The sequence below is a fragment of the Duganella sp. Dugasp78 genome, from assembly GCF_059491455.1.
In genome coordinates, this window is record NZ_CP168506.1 from 4,701,244 (window position 1) to 4,720,597 (window position 19,354).

The window sequence follows — 19,354 nt, forward strand, 5'->3', positions numbered from 1 at the left end:
AAAAAAATATTATCGGAATTCAATATTCCGCAGCGCACGATTGCGGGCTGTCTGGCTGACCCAAACAGGCGCGCTCCACAGCATTTTGCCATCGTCCTGCGTCACTCTGGCGTAATAAAAATGCTCGCCGACGGCGGGCTGGACCACGTTGCGGGCCCTGTTTCTGAGCAGGGTAACTTTACCGTTCCGTCCGGGCACGCCGTGGAAGATGGCGATGGCCGCTGCGCCGTGTCCGCCCGTGCTGGCGTAGTTCGCTTGCAACGTCAGCTTGCCGCGATTGACGAAGCGCTCGCCCATCAGGTGGCCGTTGGCGGTCAGGACCAGCCTGGCGTTCTTATCCATCGTGGCAAATACGCGACGATCGCGCAGCGCGGCCAGCAGGCTGGGGCCGTCCAGCGGCGCGCCGGGCGGCAGCAGCACGCCGGTGCGGTTGCTGTAGGACGCGCCCCAGTTGGCGCAATGGTTGTCCTGGTCGCTGCTGAAGGCGACATGGTAGCCGGCCTCCAGCAGCTTGTCGCAGGCCGCTTCGTAGTTGCTCAGGTGGGTTTCCGTTTCATCGCTGCGGGCCGAGAAGGCGCTGCTGTTCATCACCTCGCACAGCAGCATGGCCTGGTCGCCGTCGGCGTTCCAGGCCAGCGGCTTGCCCTGGATGGCGAACTGCTCGTCCTGCGGATGGTTGAACTGGCCCACCCAGCCGCGTTCGCGCATCAATTTGTACAGGAAGGCGTAGTCGCCCCTGGGACTTTCCGTATCGGCGATCAGCTCGCCGAGGGCGTTGCGTTCCCAGCCCAGCAACTGTTCGCTGTTGAGGATGTTGAGGTGGCCGCCGTGGCTGATGACGCCCCATTCCTGGCCGTAGATGGCGACAAAGCCCGGATGGGCCTGGTTCCACGCGGCGGCCGCTTGCAGCCCGCCCTGGTACAGCGCCTTGGCGGCGGCCGGGTCGGCGGCGGGGTTGCTGCCGTCCGAGCCGTCGTACATGTGGTTGTGCTCGGACGTCATCAGGAAATCCAGGCCGTGCTGCTGAGCGTAGGCATAAGCGTCCGATGGTCCCAGCGCGGCGCTTTGCGGCGGCTGCGCGCCGGTGCAGTGGTCGAGCGCGCCGCCGCCATCGCTGTGATTGGTCTGGCTGTGCAGGTTGCCCAGGTAGACGGTGTAGGGGAGCGTTTCCACCGCCGTCGGTGCCAGCCTGGACGCCAGCGGCGCGCGGCGCTGGCCGACCATCACGCTCCAGCTTTGTTCGACAACGGGGCCATCGCCCGTACTGGCCCGCAGGCGCAAGCTGTAGATGCCGTGGCGCATCGTCGGCGGCGTGCGCCAGCGGATGGCCACATCGGCCGCGTCACGTGCGGCCTCGGCCATTGGCAGCGCGCCGCGCCAGCTGCGCAGCGTGCGGCCGTCCGCGGCCAGCAGGGCCAGGCGCCAGCGCACGGTGTCGCCCGGCTGCGGCTCGGGCGCGGTAAAGTGCAGCGCCAGCGTGCGCGCGCCGTGCGCGTCTGCCTGGAAGGGGGCCTCCAGCCAAGCGTCGAATTCGTGGTGGTCAACAGTTGTCGCATGACCTGTTATCGGCATGGCGATGATGCTTGAGAAAAATACCGCTATCATGGTTGGCGCGCGCATGATGAGTCTCCCGCAACGCCGGCGATTGCCGGCCTCATCCTTTAGAGCGCGCCTTGCTGCATATGGTTCCCTTGAATTTGGTGCGAATTATTGGTGAATTCTCTCCAATTGTTTCACTGGTTCCCGAGCGGCATTAATAGTATGCTGCTGTGATGCAAAATTTTCCGCAAATTTATCGACCTAAAGTGATGGCGCATGCTCAAATCGGGTAACGCGACGGAAGCGGTCCGCAGCCCCCGCCTGTTGTTCTGGCTGGCGGGTGTCGCGTTGGCGCTGGCCGTCGGCGCGGGCCTGTACGGCGCCGCGGCGAAGACGGTCGACGACGACGCCAGCCAGCGTTTCGAGAACCTGGCGCGCAGCACGCAATACGGCATTTCGGCCCGCATCAAATCGTATTCCGATCTGACGCGCGGCCTGGTGGCGCTGTTCCAGACCAGCGACGATCTGACGCGCCTGCAGTTTCATCAATACGTGGCCAGCCTGGATATTCCGCACCACTTCCCGGCCATCGAGGCGGTGACCTGGGCGCCGCTGGTGCCCGACGCGCAGCGCGACGCTTTCGTCGCCCGCGTGCGTGCGGACCGCAGCATGTCGCCGCAGGGCTATCCGGACTTCGACATCAAACCGCCGGGCCGGCGGCTGCATTACGCTCCGCTGACCTATCTGGAACCGGCGTCGATGATGGACGAGAAGATGGGCGTCGACGTGGTCGCCAATCCTATTGTCGACAAACTGGTGGCGGCCTCGCGCGACAGCGGCCAGGTCAGCGCCTCGGGCCAGCCCATCGTGATCCGGCATCCGTCGCCGCACACCGGCCTGGGCATCCGCTTGCCGGTCTATCGCCGCAATATGCCGGTGGCCGATGTGGAGGGCCGGCGCACGGCTTATATGGGATCGGTCGGCATCGGCTTCAGCGTGTCCAAGCTGGTGCAGGGTGCCATCGACGAGATGACGGTGCGCCAGGTGCACCTGATGGTGTATGCCGATGGCAGCAAGGAGGTCGACCAGCGCCGCCTGGTGATCGAAAAGAGCGACCGCCTGCTGTTCAACGACAACGGCTCGATGCAGGCGGCGGCCATTCCGGCTGCGGCACGCGGTGAATACTTCGAGTCGATACTGCCGATCGATTTCAATGGCAGCCTGTGGAAGGCGCAGTTCCAGGTCAGGAAATCCGAACTGTTGACGCGATTCGATCTGTATTTCCCGTGGGTCTCCGGCCTGACCGGTTTCGCCGGCACCATGCTGCTGTACAGTTACTTCTTCGTGCTGTACTCTTCGCGCCGCCGCGCGCTGAAGCAGGGCGTGCTGCTCGACACGGTGCTCAACAACGTCGACGCCCACGTCTACATGAAGGATCAGAAGCGCCGCTACATTTACGTCAACGCCAAGATGGCCGATTCGATGGGCCTGCCGGTGGACCAGATCGTCGGCAAGCTCGATCGTGAGCTGATGCCGGCCGCCGTCGCCGACGCCGCGTGGGCGCAGGAACGGCCGGTGTTCGCCGATAACGTCAAGCGCTCCGGCGAGACCCGGTACGTGGGCCGCGACGGCGTGGTGCAGCACCTGTGGACCGTGAAGGTGCCGGTGGAGATAGACCGCGCGGTCACCGTTGTCATCGGCCTGTCGACCGACGTCACCGAGCTGCATCAGCTGAAGGAGGAAGCCGACATCGCCAACCAGGCCAAGAGCGATTTCCTGTCCAATATGAGCCACGAGATCCGCACGCCGATGAACAGCATCATCGGCATGGCCCACCTGGCGCTGAAGTCGGTCACGCATCCCAAGCAGCGCGACTACCTGCAGAAGATCTACCATTCGGGCCAGCACCTGCTGGGCATCATCAACGACATCCTGGACTTCTCCAAGATCGAAGCGGGCAAGATGGACCTGGAGGTGCTGGACTTCTCGCTCGATTCGCTGCTGTCCAATATGTCCAGCCAGCTGGGCGAGAGCGCGGCAGCCAAGGGGCTGGAGCTGGTGTACGAGATCTGGCCGGGACTGTCGCAGCAGCTGCGCGGCGATCCGCTGCGGCTGGAGCAGGTGCTGCTGAACTTCACCAGCAACGCCATCAAGTTCTCGGAAAACGGCAAGGTGTATGTGCGCGCGCGGCCGCTGGAGGAGCGCGACGGCCATATCCTGGTGCGCTTCGAAGTCGAGGACCACGGCATCGGCATGTCGCCGGACCAGCTGGAGCAGCTGTTCCAGTCCTTCCACCAGGCCGATACCTCGACCACGCGCCGCTACGGCGGCACCGGCCTGGGACTGGTCATCAGCAAGCAGCTGGCGGAACTGATGGGCGGCGGCGTCGGCGTCGACAGCCATCCCGGCGCCGGCAGCACCTTCTGGTTCACGGCGCGGCTGGCCAAGGGCGTCAGCATGCTGCTGGCGAGCGACGAGTCGGTGCAGCCGGATGTGCTGGACAGCATACGCGGCGCCTCCATCCTGCTGGTCGAGGACAATATCTTCAGCCAGCAGGTGGGCCAGGAGCTGCTGGAGGACGCCGGTGCCACCGTCTGCGTGGCCAACAACGGCAAGGAGGCGATCGACCTGCTGCTCAAGGAGCGCTTCGATTGCGTGCTGATGGACGTGCAGATGCCGGTGATGGACGGTTACGAGACCACGCGCCTGATCCGCGCCCATCCGAAACTGTCGGCCACGCTGATCATCGCGATGACCGCCAACGCCGGCCGCGACGACCAGGAGCGCTGTCTGGGCGCGGGCATGGACGAATTTGTCACCAAGCCGATCGCGCCCAAGCTGCTGTTCAATATGCTGTCCCGGTGGATGAGCCAACGGGCGCGCACGGCCAGCTTCGCGCGGCCGTTGGCGCCGCCGCCGCCGTCCTACTTCACGATGGCCGATGGCGCGGCCGCGCCGCTGCAAGGGCCGGTGCGGGCGATGGCGCCAGGCGCGGAGCTACCTGCCGCGCGGGTTGAGACGCCGGCACCGCCGCCGGCTTCGAGGCCGGATGAAGCGGAGCTGCTCGATGTCGCCGCGCTGGCGCAGACCTTCGGCGGCAAGGCCGACAAGATGCGCAAGTACGCGTTTCTGTTCCTGGACTCGGCGCGCGAGGGACTGCGTGAGGTCGACGCGGCACTGGCGCAGGAAGACCTGCTGCAGTTGTCCGAACTGGGGCACCGCATCAAATCCTCCGCCCGCGCGGTGGGCGCGATGCGCTTCGGGAACCTGTGCCTGGCGCTGGAAAACGTGCGGCACGACGCCGACTGTGCCAACGCCCGCCAGCTGGTGCAGCAACTGCACGCCATGCTGGCGCTGCTGAACCAGCGCATGGAGCAGGAACTGCTGGCCTACGATCCCGGCTAGAGCGATAATACGGGCTCTATTCCCACAAAGAGCCCTATGCATTCGAGTATCACCCCCGGCTTGCTGATCTTGCACGGTAATCAAATGGAGCAGCTGCGCGCAGCGGTGTTCCAATGGCTGCGCAATCATCCGCTGGGCGCGCTCGAATCGGAAACCATCCTGGTGCAGTCGAACGGCGTGGCCGAGTGGCTGAAGATCGCGCTGGCCCAGGAGATGCGGGTCTGCGCCGCCACCCGCGTGGCGCTGCCGGCGCGCTTCTTGTGGGAGACCTATCGCGGCATGCTGGGGCGCGAGCGCGTGCCGGTGCGCTCCGCCTTCGACAAGGGCCCGCTGACCTGGCGCCTGATGCGCCTGCTGCCCACCTTGCTGGCCGATCCCGTGTTCACGCCGCTGCGCCACTTCCTGGCCGACGGCGAGGCGGAACGCCGGCTGCAACTGGCCGAACGCCTGGCCGACTTGTTCGATCAATACCAGGTCTATCGCGCCGACTGGCTGGACGATTGGGCCCAGGGCCGCGATCAGATGCAGGTTATGACCAATTCTGCCCGCAACGACGCGCAGCCGCTGCCGGAAGACCAGCGCTGGCAAGGCCAGTTGTGGCGCGCGGTGATCGCCGATGTCGAGCCGCACGAACGGGATTTGGGCCGCGCCACCGTCCACACCGAATTCGTGCGCGCCTGCGCCGCCGGCGAGGAACCGCTGGGCCGCCTGCCGCGCCGCATCGTGATCTTCGGCGTTTCGGCGCTGCCGTACCAAAGCCTGCAGGCGCTGGCCTCGCTGTCGCGCCATACGCAGGTGCTGCTGGCGGTACCCAACCCTTGCCAGTTCTATTGGGGCGATATCATCGAAGGCCGCGAGCTGCTGCGCACCGCGCACCGCCGCCAGCAGCTGCGCAACGGCCAGGACCTGGGCGCGATACCGCTGGAGGAGCTGCATGCGCACAGCCACCCGCTGCTGGCCAGCTGGGGGCGGCAGGGCCGTGACTTCATCCGCATGCTGGACGAATTCGACGAGGCCTCGGCCGCCGCGGCAGCTGAAAACGACGAAGTCGCGCCGCTGCGCATCGACCTGTTCAGCGACGGCGAGGGCGATACCTTGCTGTCGCAGGTGCAGGCGGCGATACGCGACCTGCTGCCGCTGTCCGAACATCCGCAGGCGCCGCCGCCGGACGATGACCGCTCCATCGAATTCCACGTCACCCACAGCGTGCAGCGCGAGGTGGAGGTGCTGCACGACCAGCTGCTGGCCATGTTCGCCGACGGCAGCGGCCTGCGTCCGCGCGACGTGGTGGTGATGGTGCCGGACATCGACACCTTCACCGCCGCCATCCACGCGGTGTTCGCGCAGTACCGCCGCAGCGATCCGCGCTACATCCCGTTTGAAATCGGCGACGTCAACGACCGCAGCGTCAATCCGCTGCTGGTGGCGCTGGAATGGCTGCTGCGATTGCCGCAACAGCGCTGCCGCCAGAGCGAGGTGCGCGACCTGCTGGACGTGCCGGCGCTGGCCGCGCGCTTCGGTTTGAACGAAGACGACCTGCCGACGCTGGGCCTGTGGATCGAGGGCGCGGGCGTGCGCTGGGGGCTCGATACCGAACACCGTGCCGGCCTTGGCCTGGGCGCGGCGGGCGAGCAGAATTCCTGGCTGTTCGGCGTGCGCCGCATGCTGCTCGGTTACGCCAGCGGCGAAGATGCGGCCTTTGCCGGTATCGAGGCCTATGGCGAAGTAGGCGGCTTGGATGCCGCGCTGGCCGGATCGCTGGCGCAGCTGGTCGAGGCGCTGCTGCACTGGCGCGCCGTGCTGGTGCAATCGCGCTCGCCGGCTGAGTGGGGCGTGCAAGCGCGCGCCTTGCTGGCGGCCTTCTTCAAAGCCGGCGAGGAGGGCGACCGCCTGACGCTGGCGCATCTGGACGATGCGCTCAACAACTGGCTGGAGACCTGCGAAGGTGCGCAGTACGATGAGGCGGTGCCGCTGGCGGTGCTGCGCGAGGCGTGGTTGGGTTTACTGGACGAGCCGACGCTGAACCACCAATTCGTCTCCGGCGGCGTGACCTTCTGTACGCTGATGCCGATGCGCGCCGTGCCGTTCCGCGTGGTCTGCCTGCTGGGCATGAACGATGGCGACTTCCCGCGCCGCGCGCCCAAGGCCGATTTCGACCTGCTGGCGCAACCGGGCATGGCGCGTCCCGGCGACCGCTCGCGCCGCGACGACGACCGCTACCTGATGCTGGAGGCGCTGCTGGCCGCGCGCGACAAGCTGTATATCAGCTGGGTCGGACGCAATGTGCGCGACAACAGCGAGCAACCGCCGTCGGTGCTGGTGTCGCAGCTGCGCGATTACCTGGTCAACGGCTGGCAGCTCGATCTGCACGTGCGCACCACGGAGCATGCCTTGCAGCCGTTCAGTCGCCGCTACTTCGAGGATGGCGGCCTGCTGACGTATGCGCGCGAATGGCGAGAAGCGCACGGCGAGGAGGCCGGCGACGCCGCTGCCGCCGAGCTGCCGCCGTTCGACATCGACGATAAATTCCGCCTGAAACTGATCAGCCTGAACAATTTCATGCGCCAGCCGGTACGCTTCTTCTTCCGTCAGCGTCTCGGCGTGATGTTCGGCGACGCCGCGCTGGTGGGCGAGGACGAGGAGCCGTTCTCCCTGAACGCGCTGGAACGCTATCTGCTCGAAGATACGATGCTCGACGACGGCGCCGAGCCGGAAGAACTCGACCAGGTCTACAACAAGATGACCGAGCGCGCGGAACGGCTGGCGCGCGAGGGAGTGCTACCAATAGGCTTGATCGGCCAGCAGTACCAGCATCAGTTGGTGCAGGCGTTGGTGCCGGTGCGCTGCGCGTGGCTGACGCTGCGCGCGAGCTACGAGCTGCCGGCGCCTAAGGTGCCGCTGAATCTCCAGCTGGCCGGTGTGCAGATCGACGACTGGATCGACCAGCTGCGCAGCAACGGCAGCGAGACCGTATGGCTGGCGCAAATGTCGTCCAAGGTGACGGACAAGCAGGGCAGGCCGCGCGGCGATAAATTAATCGCCATGTGGCTGCGCCAGCTGGCTGTGGCGGCGGCCGGAATGCCGGTCGCCGGCTACCTGGTGGCGCGCGACGCCATCGTCAGCATGAAGCCGCTGGCGCAGGCCGACGCGCTGGAAGCCTTGCGGGAGCTGGTCTGCCTGTGGCGCGATGGCATGAACCGTCCCTTGCCGACCGCTTGCAAGACCGCTCTGGCGCTGGCGCAGGAAGGCGATCCGCGCGGCGTGTACGACGGCGGTTTCGAGATCTCCGGCGAGAACGAGGACCTGTGCCTGGCCCGCCTGTGGCCGGACTTCGCGGCGCTCAGCGCCGAGCCGGATTTTGTCGATGTGTCGCAAGCGCTCTACGGACCGTTGGCGGACTGGCTGGAACACTCCATCACGATAGACCCCATCGACGGTGAGGACGCAGCATGAGCAGCACGGCTAATTCGCTGGACCCCTTGAGCTTCCCGCTGCACGGCTCGCGCCTGATCGAGGCCAGCGCCGGCACGGGCAAGACCTGGACCATCGCCGCGCTGTACGTGCGGCTGGTGCTGGGTCACGGCGGCGACAACGCCTATCGGCGGCCCTTGCTGCCGGCCGATGTCCTGGTGATGACCTTCACCCGCGCCGCAACGCGCGAGCTGTCGAACCGCGTGCGCGAGCGGCTGGTGGAGGCGGCGGCTTACTTCCGCGGCTATTCGGCGATGGGCCTGGGGGCGGGCAGCGGTGTTGCGCGCGACGAGTACCTGGACGCCATCCTCGAGTCCTACCCGAGCCACAGTGAGCAGCAGCAAGCCGCGCACCGCCTGATGCTGGCGGCGGAGACGATGGACGAAGCGGCGATCTTCACCATCGACGCCTGGTGCCAGCGCATGTTGCGCGAGCACGCCTTCGACAGCGGCAGCTTGTTCGACGAGGAGCTGGTCAGCGATGAGCAGGCTTTGTTCGAGGACGCCGCGCACGATTACTGGCGCCAGCAGGTCTATCCGCTCAACGCCGTGTCGCTGGACGCGCTGCTGTCGTGCTGGGGCGATGTGGGCGCGTTGAAGAAGTCGATACGGGAGCTGGTCAAGCGCGCCGACATCATCGGCGAAGGCGCGCGCATTGAATCGTTGGGTGAGCTGATCGCCACCGTCCAGCGCGAGCAGCAGGCGCAGTTGGCTGGCCTGAAGGCCGGATGGATCGAGCGCGCCAACCGCATGGAACAATGGATCGCCACTGAACGCGTGCTGTCGCCCAAATGCTTCAACGGTAACAAGATGCGCGCCGATTCGCTGGTCAGCTGGTTCAACGGCCTGCGTGCCTGGGCCGAGGACACGGCCATGGTCATGCCCGACATCTCGGACACCGCCTGGAAGCGCCTGACGCCGCACGGTCTCGAAGACGCTTTTTCAAAAGGCTACACGGCTTCGATCCCCGACGATTTCGATGCCATCGAACCGCTGAAGAAAGCGCTGGAAGAAATCGAACCTTTGTCGCACGCGCTGTACCGCCACGCCGCCGGCGCTGTCGCCAAGCGCATGGACGAACTGAAGAAACGCAGTCGCCAGTTCGGCTTCGCCGACATGCTGGATCGTCTGAACGCGGCGCTGCAAGGCGAAAACGCCGCCGCGCTGCGCAAGCGCATCACCGACCAGTACCCGGTGGCGATGGTCGACGAGTTCCAGGACACGGCGCCCAACCAGTACCAGATCTTCAACCTGCTGTACCGCGTGGCGGACAACGATGCCGAGACGGGCCTGTTCCTGATCGGCGATCCGAAGCAGTCGATTTACGGCTTCCGTGGCGCCGACATCCACAGCTACCTCTCCGCGCGCACGGCGACCACCGGCCGCCACTACCAGCTGGGCACCAACTACCGCTCGACCAAGCCGGTGGTGGACGCCGTCAATCACCTGTTCATGTATGCCGAGGGCCAGCCGGCGGAAGGAGGCTTCGGACGCGGCGCCTTCCGCTTCCGCGATCCCGGCACGCGCGTGAATCCGCTGCCGTTCGAGGCGGTCGGCGCCAAAGGGCGCGGCGAGCGCATGGTCAACGCGGCGGGCGATGTGCCGGCGCTGGTCATCGCCTGCAGCGCCACGCAGGACCTGAAGGCGGACAGCTACCGCGAATTCTTCGCCTGGCACTGCGCCGAGCATATCGTCGCGCAGCTCAACGACGAGCGCGCGGGCTTCGACGGTCCGAAAGGTTTCGTGCGCCTGCAACCGGCCGATATCGCCGTGCTGGTGCGCGACCGCAAGGAGGCCGCTGCCATACGCCGCGCGCTGCAACGGCGTCAGGTCGCCAGCGTCTATTTGTCGGACAAGGACTCCGTGACCGACAGCGAGGAAGCCGCCGATCTGCTGCGCTGGTTGTCGGCCGTCGCCAGTCCGCTGGATGGCGCTCTGGCACGCGCCGCCTTCGCCACCCGCACCACCGGACTGCCGCTGTCGGAACTGGCGCTGCTGTCGTCGGACGAACTGGCGTGGGAAGCGCGCGTCGAGCAGCTCAAGGCGCTGCACATCGTATGGCAGCGGCAGGGCGTGCTGGCGATGCTTCGCCGCTTCATCCATGAACTGAAACTGCCGGCGGCCTTGCTCCAGCAGCCGGGCGGCGAGCGGCGCCTGACCAATCTGCTGCACCTGGCGGAGCTGCTGCAATCGGCCAGCCGCCAGCTGGATGGCGAGCAGGCGCTGATACGCTGGCTCGCCGAGCAGATCGAAGGCGGCGAGGGCGCCGGCGACGAACGCGTGCTGCGGCTGGAAAGCGATGCGGAGTTGGTGAAGGTCGTCACAGTCCACAAATCGAAAGGGCTGGAGTATCCGCTGGTGTATCTGCCGTTCGCCGTCACGGCGCGCAAGGTGGAGCGACGCAACCGCAGCTTCTTCGAGTTCAGCGATGAAGATGGCGTGCGCCAGATCGACATGGCGCTGACCGACACCGCGATGGAGCTGGTCGAACGCGCGCGCCTGCAGGAGGACCTGCGCCTGCTGTACGTGGCGCTGACCCGCGCGCGCCACTTCCTGTGGCTGGGCGTGACGGCGCTGGCTGCGCGCAAGGCAGGCGACAACACGCTGCATGAATCGGCTCTCGGCTATCTGCTGACCGGCGGCGAGGCGCTGCCATCGGACCTGATGATGGAGCGTTGGGGCCACGCGTGCAAAGGCTGCGACGGCATCAGCATCGAGACGCTGGAGATGGCGATGCAGCAGTTCACGCGCCTGAGCCGCATCGAACAACGCCCGCCGTTGCTGGAGCCGCAGCTTTACAGCGGCCGTTTCGAGCGCGATTGGTCGGTGGGCAGTTTCAGTTCGCTGGCACGGCGCACCGGGCCGACCGGCACTATCGGCAGTGCCGGGCCGTCCATGCCGGTGCCGCGCGACGGCTTGCAGGAGAACCTGCTGGAAGGCGCCGGCATGCCGGCGATCGCGCTGCCGACCCGCGTGGAAGACGCGCCCTGGCACCGTTTCCCGCGTGGCTCGGTGCCGGGTAACTTCCTGCACGAGCAGCTGGAGTGGATGGGGCAGGAGGGCTTTGCCATCGTCGATCACGAACACTTTGAAGCGCGCCTGACGCGACGAGTGGAGCGCGCCGGCTGGGGGAATCGTCTGGAGGATACGCTGGCGTGGCTGCGCGAGATCGCCGGCACCACCTTGCCGTATCTCGGCGCACCGCTGAGCGCCATCGCCTCGCCGCTGCCGGAGATGGAGTTCTGGTTCCCCAGCGAGCGCCTGAGCACCGGTGCGCTGGATAGCCTGTGCGCGACGCATCTGCTGGGCGGCGTGGCGCGGCCGGCGCTGCCGGAGCGTCAGCTGCATGGAATGTTGAAAGGCTTTGCCGACCTGGTGTTCGAGCATGAGGGCCGGTTCTGGGTGCTGGACTACAAATCGAACGCGCTGGGCGCGGGCGACTCGGCCTATCACCAGCCGGCACTGGTGGCGGCGATGGCCGAGCATCGCTACGATATTCAGGGCGCGATCTACATGCTGGCGCTGCACCGGCTGCTGCAAAGCCGGCTTGGCGAGCAGTATGACCCGGCCGAGCATCTGGGCGGTGCGATTTTCCTGTTCCTGCGCGGCATTGCGAACCAGCAAACGCGCGGTTGTTACCTGATAGAACCTGATCCAGAGCTGCTCGCCGGGCTGGATCGGTTGCTGGATGAGTCCGGCGTCGCGCAAGCTGAGGCACCGCATGAGTATTGAAATGTCCGCCGCCCTGTTCGAGCAGGTTGATGCCTTGACCGAAAACGGCCAGCTGCGCCGCCTGAGCGGGGCTTTTGCGCGGTTTATTGCGTCGGTAGGCGAAAGTTCGCCACAATTGATGGCGGTTTGCGTGCTGTTGTCGGAACTTGAGGGGCGGGGACACAGCTGTCTGATGCTCGACGAATTGGCTGGCGATCCATCCGGCCAGCTGGGTTGGACCAGCGACGAATGGCGCACGCTGCGCGATGCAGTCGGTGCCTGGCCGAAGAACGCGGCCGCCTGGCGGGCGCTGCTGTCGGGCTGCGACCAGGTCTGGCCGGTGGGCGACCTGGATTTCCAGCAACCGCTGGTGCTGGACGGCGAGCGCCTCTACCTGCGTCGCTATTGGCGCGATGAAACATTGGTCGCCGAAGCCGTGCGCGGCCGCGCGCTGGGCGGTCTGATCGCCCTCGACGCCGAGGCCAGCACGGCCGCTGTGCGGCACTGGCTGGACATCCTGTTCCCGCACGCACCGCGCGGCGGCACTACCGATTGGCAGAAAATCGCCTGCGCGGTGGCCATGCGCGGCAAGCTTGGCATCATCACCGGCGGCCCCGGCACCGGCAAAACTTACACGGTGGCGCGGTTGCTGGCCTTGCTGTTTGCCACTGCGGGTGAGCGCCAGTCCGGCCTGCGCGTGGCGCTGGCCGCTCCGACCGGCAAGGCGGCGGCCCGGCTCAAGCAATCGATTGACACCGCGCTGGATGATCTGGCCGAAAAAGTCGGCGCGGCGCTGCCGTTGCGCGAATTGGCGGCTCGCATGGGCGCGGCGCGAACCTTGCACAGCCTGCTTGGCGCCCGGCCGGATACCCGGGCGTTCCAGCACAACGCCGGCAATCAACTGGACGTCGACGTGTTGATTGTTGATGAGGCGTCAATGATCCACCTGGAAATGATGTCAGCATTGCTGGCCGCCTTGCCTGCGAGCGCGACGCTGATCTTGCTTGGCGATAAGGATCAGCTGGCATCGGTGGAGGCTGGCGCGGTCTTGGGCGACCTGTGCCACAACGCGGAAGCGGGCGGCTACGAGTCGGAAACCTTGTCTTATGTGCAAGCGAGCGCCGGCCAGCAGATCCCCGAGAGCTTCGCCGGTGACGGCGGACCCATTGCCCAGCAGACCGTCATGTTGCGCGAAAGCCGGCGTTTCGGCGGCCCGATCGGCGCGCTGGCGCTGGCCGTGAATGCCGGAAATGCTGCCTCTGCACTACAAATATTGCGTGAAGGCACTGAAGGCAAGGTGGCCTGGATCGATCCGGCACAGTCCGCCGACCTGTTGCAACTGGCCTTGGCGGGCCGCGCCGACGCCGCCGGTGGCTACCAGGCTTACCTGAAAATGATCAGGAATGGAGTGCCGGAAGGCGATGAGATCGTACATCTTGCATGGGTGAAATCCGTGCTGACCAGCTTTGAAACCTTCCGGATTCTGTGCGCGGTGCGCGAAGGCGAGTGGGGTGTTGCTGGATTGAATGATGTCATTGAACAAAGATTGCAGTCCGCCGGATTACTGCGAAGAAGCGGCGAATGGTACGTCGGCCGCCCGGTCATGGTGACGCGCAACGACTACGGCACTGGCGTTTTCAACGGCGACATTGGCCTGACTTTACCCGATCCGGCACGTCCTGGCGTGCTGCGCGTCTACTTCTCGGAAGGCGACAATGTGCGCAGTGTTCTTGCCACACGGCTACGTAATGTAGAGACGGCGTTTGCCATGACGGTGCATAAATCACAAGGTTCTGAATTCCAGCATACGGTGCTGGTGTTGCCTAAGGACAGCGGCGGCATGCTCGCGCGCGAGCTGATTTACACCGGCATCACGCGCGCGCGCGACTACTTCACGTTACTCACGCCGAACAGCCAGGTGCTGCTCGACGCCATCGCCCAGCGCACCCAGCGGGCCAGCGGCCTGCGTACTTTGCTCGGCAACTAATCCCTCCGTACGATGCCTGTTCAAGGCCTCGTCATAGCTAAACCATGCTAGAAATTGGCATATAAATACCAAAAACTAGCTTGCTGAGGGCAAAAAAAACCGGACCCTCGGGTCCGGTTGTCGTTTCGGCAGGCTGAAAAGATCAGGCCGCGCGGCGGTGGCGCTTGCTCGTCCTGGCGGCTTTTTTGTGGTGGGTGACGGAAGCCTTCATGACTTTTGGTTCCCCATCCGGACCGGCTACGAAGCGGCGGATATTGAATGCATCCATCAATCGGGCCGAGTTGGCCTTGGCGTTGAGCAACACCAACGTGGCATTCTTGCCCGCAGACTTGAAGCGCATGATCAGGCAGCGGCCGGCTTCTTCGGTGTAGCCTGTCTTGGACAAACCGACGTCCCAACCCTTGGCACCGACCAGTCGGTTGGTGTTGTGATACTCAACCTGGCGACCTTTGATATTGATCACATCCTTGGTGTCGGTGGTGATGCGGCGGATGTCCGGATAGGCCGAAGCGGCTGTTGCCATTTTGACCAGGTCGGTGGCGGTCGAGCGGTTATTGGGCGACAGACCGGTCGGTTCTTCGATCACGGTCTGGGTCAGGCCCAGGGCTTTGATCTTGGCATTGACCGCCAGTTTGAACGCGGCGGGACCGCCCGGATAGGTACGGGCCAGCGATGCGGCTGCGCGGTTGTCTGACGACATCAATGCAAGTTGCAGCACATCGCGGCGCGCGATCTCGGCGCCGACCGGCACCCGCGAAGTGCTGTGCTTGAGCGTGTCCACGTCGGTTTTATCGATGCTGATGGGGGCATCCATGTCCGGCTTGGAATCGAGTACCACCATCGCGGTCATCAGCTTGGTCAGCGAGGCGATCGGGACTTGAACGTTGGAATTTTTTTCGAGCAGCACTTTGCCGGTTCCGTCTTCGACGACCAGCACCGACTGCGAGCCGAGCGGTACCGCGAGCGCAGCCGCAGTAAACGAACTCAGCAATACAGCGACAATTTTCTTGAGCATGTTAGGTATTCTTGGAAAGAGAGGAGTGTATCGGGCGTCAGAAGTTGACGCTGCGCAAAACTAGTCTAGCTGTGCGGCAATATTCCCTGAGGATAGAAGATAACATTAAAGTGGTTTCTCGTCTATTGAATGTAACTCGACGATTCTATTTATTTTCATTGGGGTGAGCCGAATGGAAAAAGCCCTGAGACGGGCGCGCTCAGGGCTTCTTGTTTGGTGATGGCCGCGGCGGCGGCTGGGACTTAGTTGTTGCTGATCTTGGCGATCGAGACTTCGGTGGATTTGACGAGGGCGATCACTTCGCTGCCGACCTTTAAATCCAGGTCATGAATCGAGCGCGAGGTGATCACCGAGGTGACGATGCCGTGCTGGGTTTCGACATCGACTTCCGAAACGACCGGCCCAAAGATGATTTCCTTGATCTTGCCGCGGAACTGGTTACGTACGTTAATTTCAGAAATGGCCATCGTGCTTCCTTTATCTGGTTGATTTACTACGCTTCCAGATTACGGCCAGCCGGGCCATTTGCAAACGAATCGATCCGTATATCCTTATTTGGTCTGGTAGATCTTGTCGAATTCCCCGCCGTCGTCAAAATGCTTCTTCTGCGCCGATTTCCAGCCGCCGAAGACGTCATCTACCGTGAACAGCGTGATTTGACGGAAGTTGGCGTTGTACTTCTTGAACGCCGCCTCGGAGCGCGGGCGGAAGTAGTGCCTGGCGATGATGTCCTGCGCCTGCTCGGTGTACAGGAAGTTCAGGTAGCCGGTGGCCTGCTTGCGGATGCCGCGCCGGTCGACCACCTTGTCGACCACCGCCACCGGCGATTCGGCCAGGATGGAAATCGACGGGTAGACCACTTCGAAGTTGTTACCGAACTCGGCGCGCACCAGGTTCACTTCGTTTTCGAAGGTCACCAGCACGTCGCCGATTTCGCGCTGGGTGAAGGTGGTGGTGGCGCCGCGGCCGCCGGCGTCCAGCACTGGCACGTTCTTGAAGATCTTGCCCACCAGCTCGCGCGCCTGTGCTTCGGTGCCGCCTTTTTTCAGCACCGAACCCCATGCCGCCAGGTAGGTGTAGCGGCCGTTGCCGGCGGTTTTGGGGTTGGGAATGACCACCTTGACACCGGGCTTGGCCAGGTCGCCCCAGTCCTTGATATGTTGCGGATTGCCCTTGCGGACCAGGAATACCATGGTCGAATAAAAGGGCGCGGCGTTGTGCGGAAACTTCTTGGCCCAGTCCTGCGCCACCAGCCCCTTGTCGGCCAGCATGTCGATGTCGTTCGCCTGGTTCATCGTGACCACCGCCGCTTCCATGCCGTCGGCCACCGAGCGCGCTTGCTTGGACGAGCCGCCGTGCGATTGGTTGACGCTGATGGTCTCGCCGGTGTTCTTCTTCCAGTCTGCCACGAAGACGGGATTGATGTCCTTGAACAGTTCGCGTGCGACGTCGTAGGATGCATTCAGCAGCACGGTTTCAGCCGCGCTGGCCTGCAATGGCAGGCCCAGCATCACGGCGGAGGCGGCCAGGAAGGAGGAGATCAGCAGGCGGCGGGCAGGTTTTTTGGTGGTCATCATGAGCTTTCGGAATAACAGGCGGCCATGGTGTAAAATTTCGCCCGGAAAAGATACGAATTTTTCGTAATATGCTTAGAAGGTATGTTTGTCACGAGGTTTTCAGTAAAAACCGCATAACGATTTTTGAAAACATTCGTGGGCAAAAACAGGGCCAGCCTCTAGGCTGTGAGAGTCAATCGGGCGTGCCCGCAACGGCTTTTGCTGCTTGGTGTATAGTGGGTTTCAGGCACTGAAGAAGGCACGCGGGGAAACTGCGTAGCGCTTCATTTTTGCTATCGGGAATATTTGTGAGCGTACATGAGTCTTGAAATTCGGAGTCTTGAAATTCGTATTGCTGCTTCGACAGATGCGGATGCGGCATGCACAGTGTTGCGCCGTTCGATTACGGAATGCTGCGACCTGGATCATAAAAACGATCCCGCCATCCTGGACGCCTGGCTAGGCAACAAAACTCCGCAGATGGTGGCGAACTGGTTCAGTTCGCCAACGAATTTTTCATTGGTCGCGCTCAGCGAAGGCGTGGTTGTCGGCGTCGCGCTGCTGACCGCTGCCGGCAAGCTGGCCTTGTGCTATCTGCTGCCGGAGGCGCGGGGGCAAGGCGTCGGCAAGGCGCTGCTGGCGCGCATGGAGGAGCAGGCGTGCAGCTGGGGTGTGAAGGCGCTGCAATTGCACAGTACGGCCACCGGCCAGGAGTTCTTCGCCCGCCGCGGCTATGTGGATGCCGGCAAGGTGCGGTCGCCGTACGGCGTCGAAACCGTGTTCTTCTGGAAGCAGCTGGACGCCAGCGCCGAAGCGGCGGACGGCAGCAAGCGCAAGCGCTTCTGCAATTGCAACTCCGCGTAAGTCAACTCAGCAGCAGATCTCCAATTCCCATTCCTGGCGCCGCACCGGCGCCGCGCCCACTTCCAGTCCGTTGACAAACAGCTTCAGCTCGCCCGGCGCGAAGCGGGTCCAGGCTTCGTTCGAGGTCAGCGGCTGGGTCGCGATCACGGCGATGCGGTCGTCAAGGTGGTTGTGCTTGCTGAAGTCGATGCTGAGGTCGCAATCGACCAGCTGCGCCACCGAGAACGGGTATTCGCGCACCACCACATGCAGCTCGGTGCTGCAGTGGGCGAACAGCAGCTCGCCGTTGGACAGGATGAAATTGAAGGTGCCGTAGGCGGCGATTTCGCCGGCCAGCGTTTCCAGCGCGCCGAACAGCACGTGGCGCGGCGGCCGCGTTTCAAAGCGCAGCGCCAGGCCGGACAGCAGATGGCAGAAGGCGCGCTCGCTGTCGGTGTCGCCGTGCGGCGAGTACAGGCTGGGATTCGGATCGAACAGTTTCAGGTCGCCGTTGTGCGCGAAGGACCAGGTCTGGCCCCACAGCTCGCGCGTGAACGGATGGCTGTTCTCCAGCGAGATGCGGCCCTGCGTGGCCTTGCGGATATGCGCGACGACGTTCCTGGCCTTGATCGGATGGTTGCGGATCTGCGCCGCCAGCGGCGAGTGGGTCGAGGCCAGCGCGTCGGTGTAGAGCCGGCAGCCGCTGGTCGTGTGCAATGCGATGCCCCAGCCGTCGCGATGCTCGCTGCCGCGCAGCGCGAAGCCGGCGAAGGAGAAGTCGACCGTGGCGGGTTTGCTGCTGCTCATGGCGAGTAGTTGGCACATGGTGTTCGGCGAAGAGTGGCGATGACCCACGATAGCGGCCGCGCCCGGCGGGAGGAACGAATGTTTTGGCATATCCATAGCTGAAAGCATTCGTTCTGCTTTGCCGCGCGCGGGTCTACGCTGTCGGTATTGTTCGCATTTGTCGAGGAGTTCCATGTCATTCCCCATCCTGCAAAAATACCTGGCGCGTTTATCCGACGCGACCGGCGCCGCTTCCAGCATCTGGCTCGATCACGAGGGCCGGGCCCAGGGACGGTTTTTCAATTGCACCTTGAGCAGCGCGTTCCAGCCGATCCGGCAGCTGGAGTCGGGCGAGGTGCAGGCCTACGAAGGCCTGGCGCGCAGCGTGTCGGCGCAGGACCAGGGCTTGTCGCTGTGGAGGCTGCTCGACCATGCGGCCAGCGACGACGAGTCGATCGAACTGGATCGCTTGTGCCGCATGCTGCACGCGATTAATTTCTTCCGCCAGGCGGAAGGGGGCGGGCAGGACTTGTACCTGAACGTGCATGATCGTTTGCTGAGCGCGGTCAGCAGCAATCACGGCCACGCCTTCCGTCGCATCCTCGACGCGCTGGAACTGCCGCTGCAGCGCGTGGTGCTGCAATTGCCGGCGGCCTCGCCGCAGCAAGGTTGGCTGTTGAACTATGTGTCCGACAATTATCGCCGCAACGGTTTTCGCTTCGCCGTCAATGTGCCCAGCGCGCGGGAAGCCTTATCCATGCTGGATCGCTTGCGACCCGATGTGTTCAAGCTCGACGCGCGCGAACTGCAGGACAGCGAAACGCTGCTGGCCTTGTTGAAGCGCTGCGCGGCGGCCGGCGTGCAGGTGGTGTTCAAGCGCCTGGAGTCCACGCAGTCGCTGGCGGTGCTGCGTCAGCTGGGCGAGGCTGCGAACACTCCATTGCTGGCGCAAGGCTATCTGCTGGACGAGCCGCGCGCCGACCTGCTGTTCACCGAGCGTGAGGCTGCGGCCGCCTGAGTGTATTCATGAGCCAGTCCGACT

Annotated in this window: 11 protein-coding genes; 6 read left to right on the forward strand and 5 right to left on the reverse strand. The window is 64.3% G+C overall.

Annotated features, from left to right (window positions below; all coding sequences use genetic code 11):
* Nucleotides 1–9 precede the first annotated feature (9 nt).
* Nucleotides 10–1,620 (reverse strand): CehA/McbA family metallohydrolase, encoded by a 1,611-nt coding sequence (locus ACEN9O_RS20885; protein ID WP_495613735.1) that lies wholly within the window; start codon nt 1,618–1,620, stop codon nt 10–12.
* Between the two features lie 195 nt (nt 1,621–1,815).
* Between ACEN9O_RS20885 and ACEN9O_RS20890 the strand changes: the two genes are divergently transcribed.
* Genes ACEN9O_RS20890 through recD form a run of 4 tightly spaced genes read left to right on the forward strand, consistent with a single transcriptional unit; the run spans nt 1,816 to nt 14,112 of the window.
* On the forward strand, nt 1,816–4,944 hold the full coding sequence (locus tag ACEN9O_RS20890) for a CHASE domain-containing protein (RefSeq protein WP_495613736.1): 3,129 nt from the start codon (nt 1,816–1,818) through the stop codon (nt 4,942–4,944).
* A 36-nt stretch (nt 4,945–4,980) separates the two neighbouring features.
* On the forward strand, nt 4,981–8,397 hold the full coding sequence (recC, locus tag ACEN9O_RS20895) for an exodeoxyribonuclease V subunit gamma (RefSeq protein WP_495613737.1): 3,417 nt from the start codon (nt 4,981–4,983) through the stop codon (nt 8,395–8,397).
* Nucleotides 8,394–12,146 (forward strand): exodeoxyribonuclease V subunit beta, encoded by a 3,753-nt coding sequence (gene recB / locus ACEN9O_RS20900; protein WP_495613738.1) that lies wholly within the window; start codon nt 8,394–8,396, stop codon nt 12,144–12,146. The genes recC and recB overlap by 4 nt, the downstream gene beginning before the upstream one ends.
* Entirely contained in the window at nt 12,136–14,112 is a 1,977-nt protein-coding gene (gene recD / locus ACEN9O_RS20905; RefSeq protein ID WP_495613739.1) for an exodeoxyribonuclease V subunit alpha, read from the forward strand. Before recB ends, recD begins: the two co-directional genes overlap by 11 nt.
* Nucleotides 14,113–14,254: 142 nt before the next feature.
* On the opposite strand, the gene ACEN9O_RS20910 is transcribed toward recD, so the two are convergent.
* From ACEN9O_RS20910 to ACEN9O_RS20920, 3 genes are all read right to left on the reverse strand, one after another.
* Nucleotides 14,255–15,127, reverse strand: a complete 873-nt coding sequence (locus ACEN9O_RS20910; protein ID WP_495613740.1) for a serine hydrolase — start codon at nt 15,125–15,127, stop codon at nt 14,255–14,257.
* A 242-nt stretch (nt 15,128–15,369) separates the two neighbouring features.
* Nucleotides 15,370–15,594 (reverse strand): TOBE domain-containing protein, encoded by a 225-nt coding sequence (locus ACEN9O_RS20915; protein ID WP_495613741.1) that lies wholly within the window; start codon nt 15,592–15,594, stop codon nt 15,370–15,372.
* Between the two features lie 84 nt (nt 15,595–15,678).
* Complete coding sequence (locus tag ACEN9O_RS20920) at nt 15,679–16,704, reverse strand: sulfate ABC transporter substrate-binding protein (protein WP_495613742.1); 1,026 nt, start codon at nt 16,702–16,704, stop codon at nt 15,679–15,681.
* A gap of 369 nt (nt 16,705–17,073) precedes the next feature.
* On the opposite strand from ACEN9O_RS20920, the gene ACEN9O_RS20925 reads away from it, so the two are divergent.
* Nucleotides 17,074–17,547, forward strand: coding sequence for a GNAT family N-acetyltransferase (locus ACEN9O_RS20925; protein ID WP_495613743.1), 474 nt, complete (start codon nt 17,074–17,076; stop codon nt 17,545–17,547).
* A 6-nt stretch (nt 17,548–17,553) separates the two neighbouring features.
* Here ACEN9O_RS20925 and ACEN9O_RS20930 read toward each other — a convergent pair whose 3' ends face one another.
* Complete coding sequence (locus ACEN9O_RS20930) at nt 17,554–18,351, reverse strand: class II glutamine amidotransferase (protein ID WP_495613744.1); 798 nt, start codon at nt 18,349–18,351, stop codon at nt 17,554–17,556.
* A gap of 154 nt (nt 18,352–18,505) precedes the next feature.
* Between ACEN9O_RS20930 and ACEN9O_RS20935 the strand changes: the two genes are divergently transcribed.
* Complete coding sequence (locus tag ACEN9O_RS20935) at nt 18,506–19,330, forward strand: EAL domain-containing protein (protein WP_495613745.1); 825 nt, start codon at nt 18,506–18,508, stop codon at nt 19,328–19,330.
* Nucleotides 19,331–19,354: the final 24 nt, after the last annotated feature.

Coding starts and splice junctions, on each gene's coding strand:
- ACEN9O_RS20885 (WP_495613735.1), bottom strand. CDS start 1,620: ATGCGCGCGCCAACCATGATAGCGGTATTTTTCTCAAGCATCATCGCC.
- ACEN9O_RS20890 (WP_495613736.1), top strand. CDS start 1,816: ATGCTCAAATCGGGTAACGCGACGGAAGCGGTCCGCAGCCCCCGCCTG.
- recC (WP_495613737.1), top strand. CDS start 4,981: ATGCATTCGAGTATCACCCCCGGCTTGCTGATCTTGCACGGTAATCAA.
- recB (WP_495613738.1), top strand. CDS start 8,394: ATGAGCAGCACGGCTAATTCGCTGGACCCCTTGAGCTTCCCGCTGCAC.
- recD (WP_495613739.1), top strand. CDS start 12,136: ATGAGTATTGAAATGTCCGCCGCCCTGTTCGAGCAGGTTGATGCCTTG.
- ACEN9O_RS20930 (WP_495613744.1), bottom strand. CDS start 18,351: ATGTGCCAACTACTCGCCATGAGCAGCAGCAAACCCGCCACGGTCGAC.
- ACEN9O_RS20910 (WP_495613740.1), bottom strand. CDS start 15,127: ATGCTCAAGAAAATTGTCGCTGTATTGCTGAGTTCGTTTACTGCGGCT.
- ACEN9O_RS20920 (WP_495613742.1), bottom strand. CDS start 16,704: ATGATGACCACCAAAAAACCTGCCCGCCGCCTGCTGATCTCCTCCTTC.
- ACEN9O_RS20915 (WP_495613741.1), bottom strand. CDS start 15,594: ATGGCCATTTCTGAAATTAACGTACGTAACCAGTTCCGCGGCAAGATC.
- ACEN9O_RS20935 (WP_495613745.1), top strand. CDS start 18,506: ATGTCATTCCCCATCCTGCAAAAATACCTGGCGCGTTTATCCGACGCG.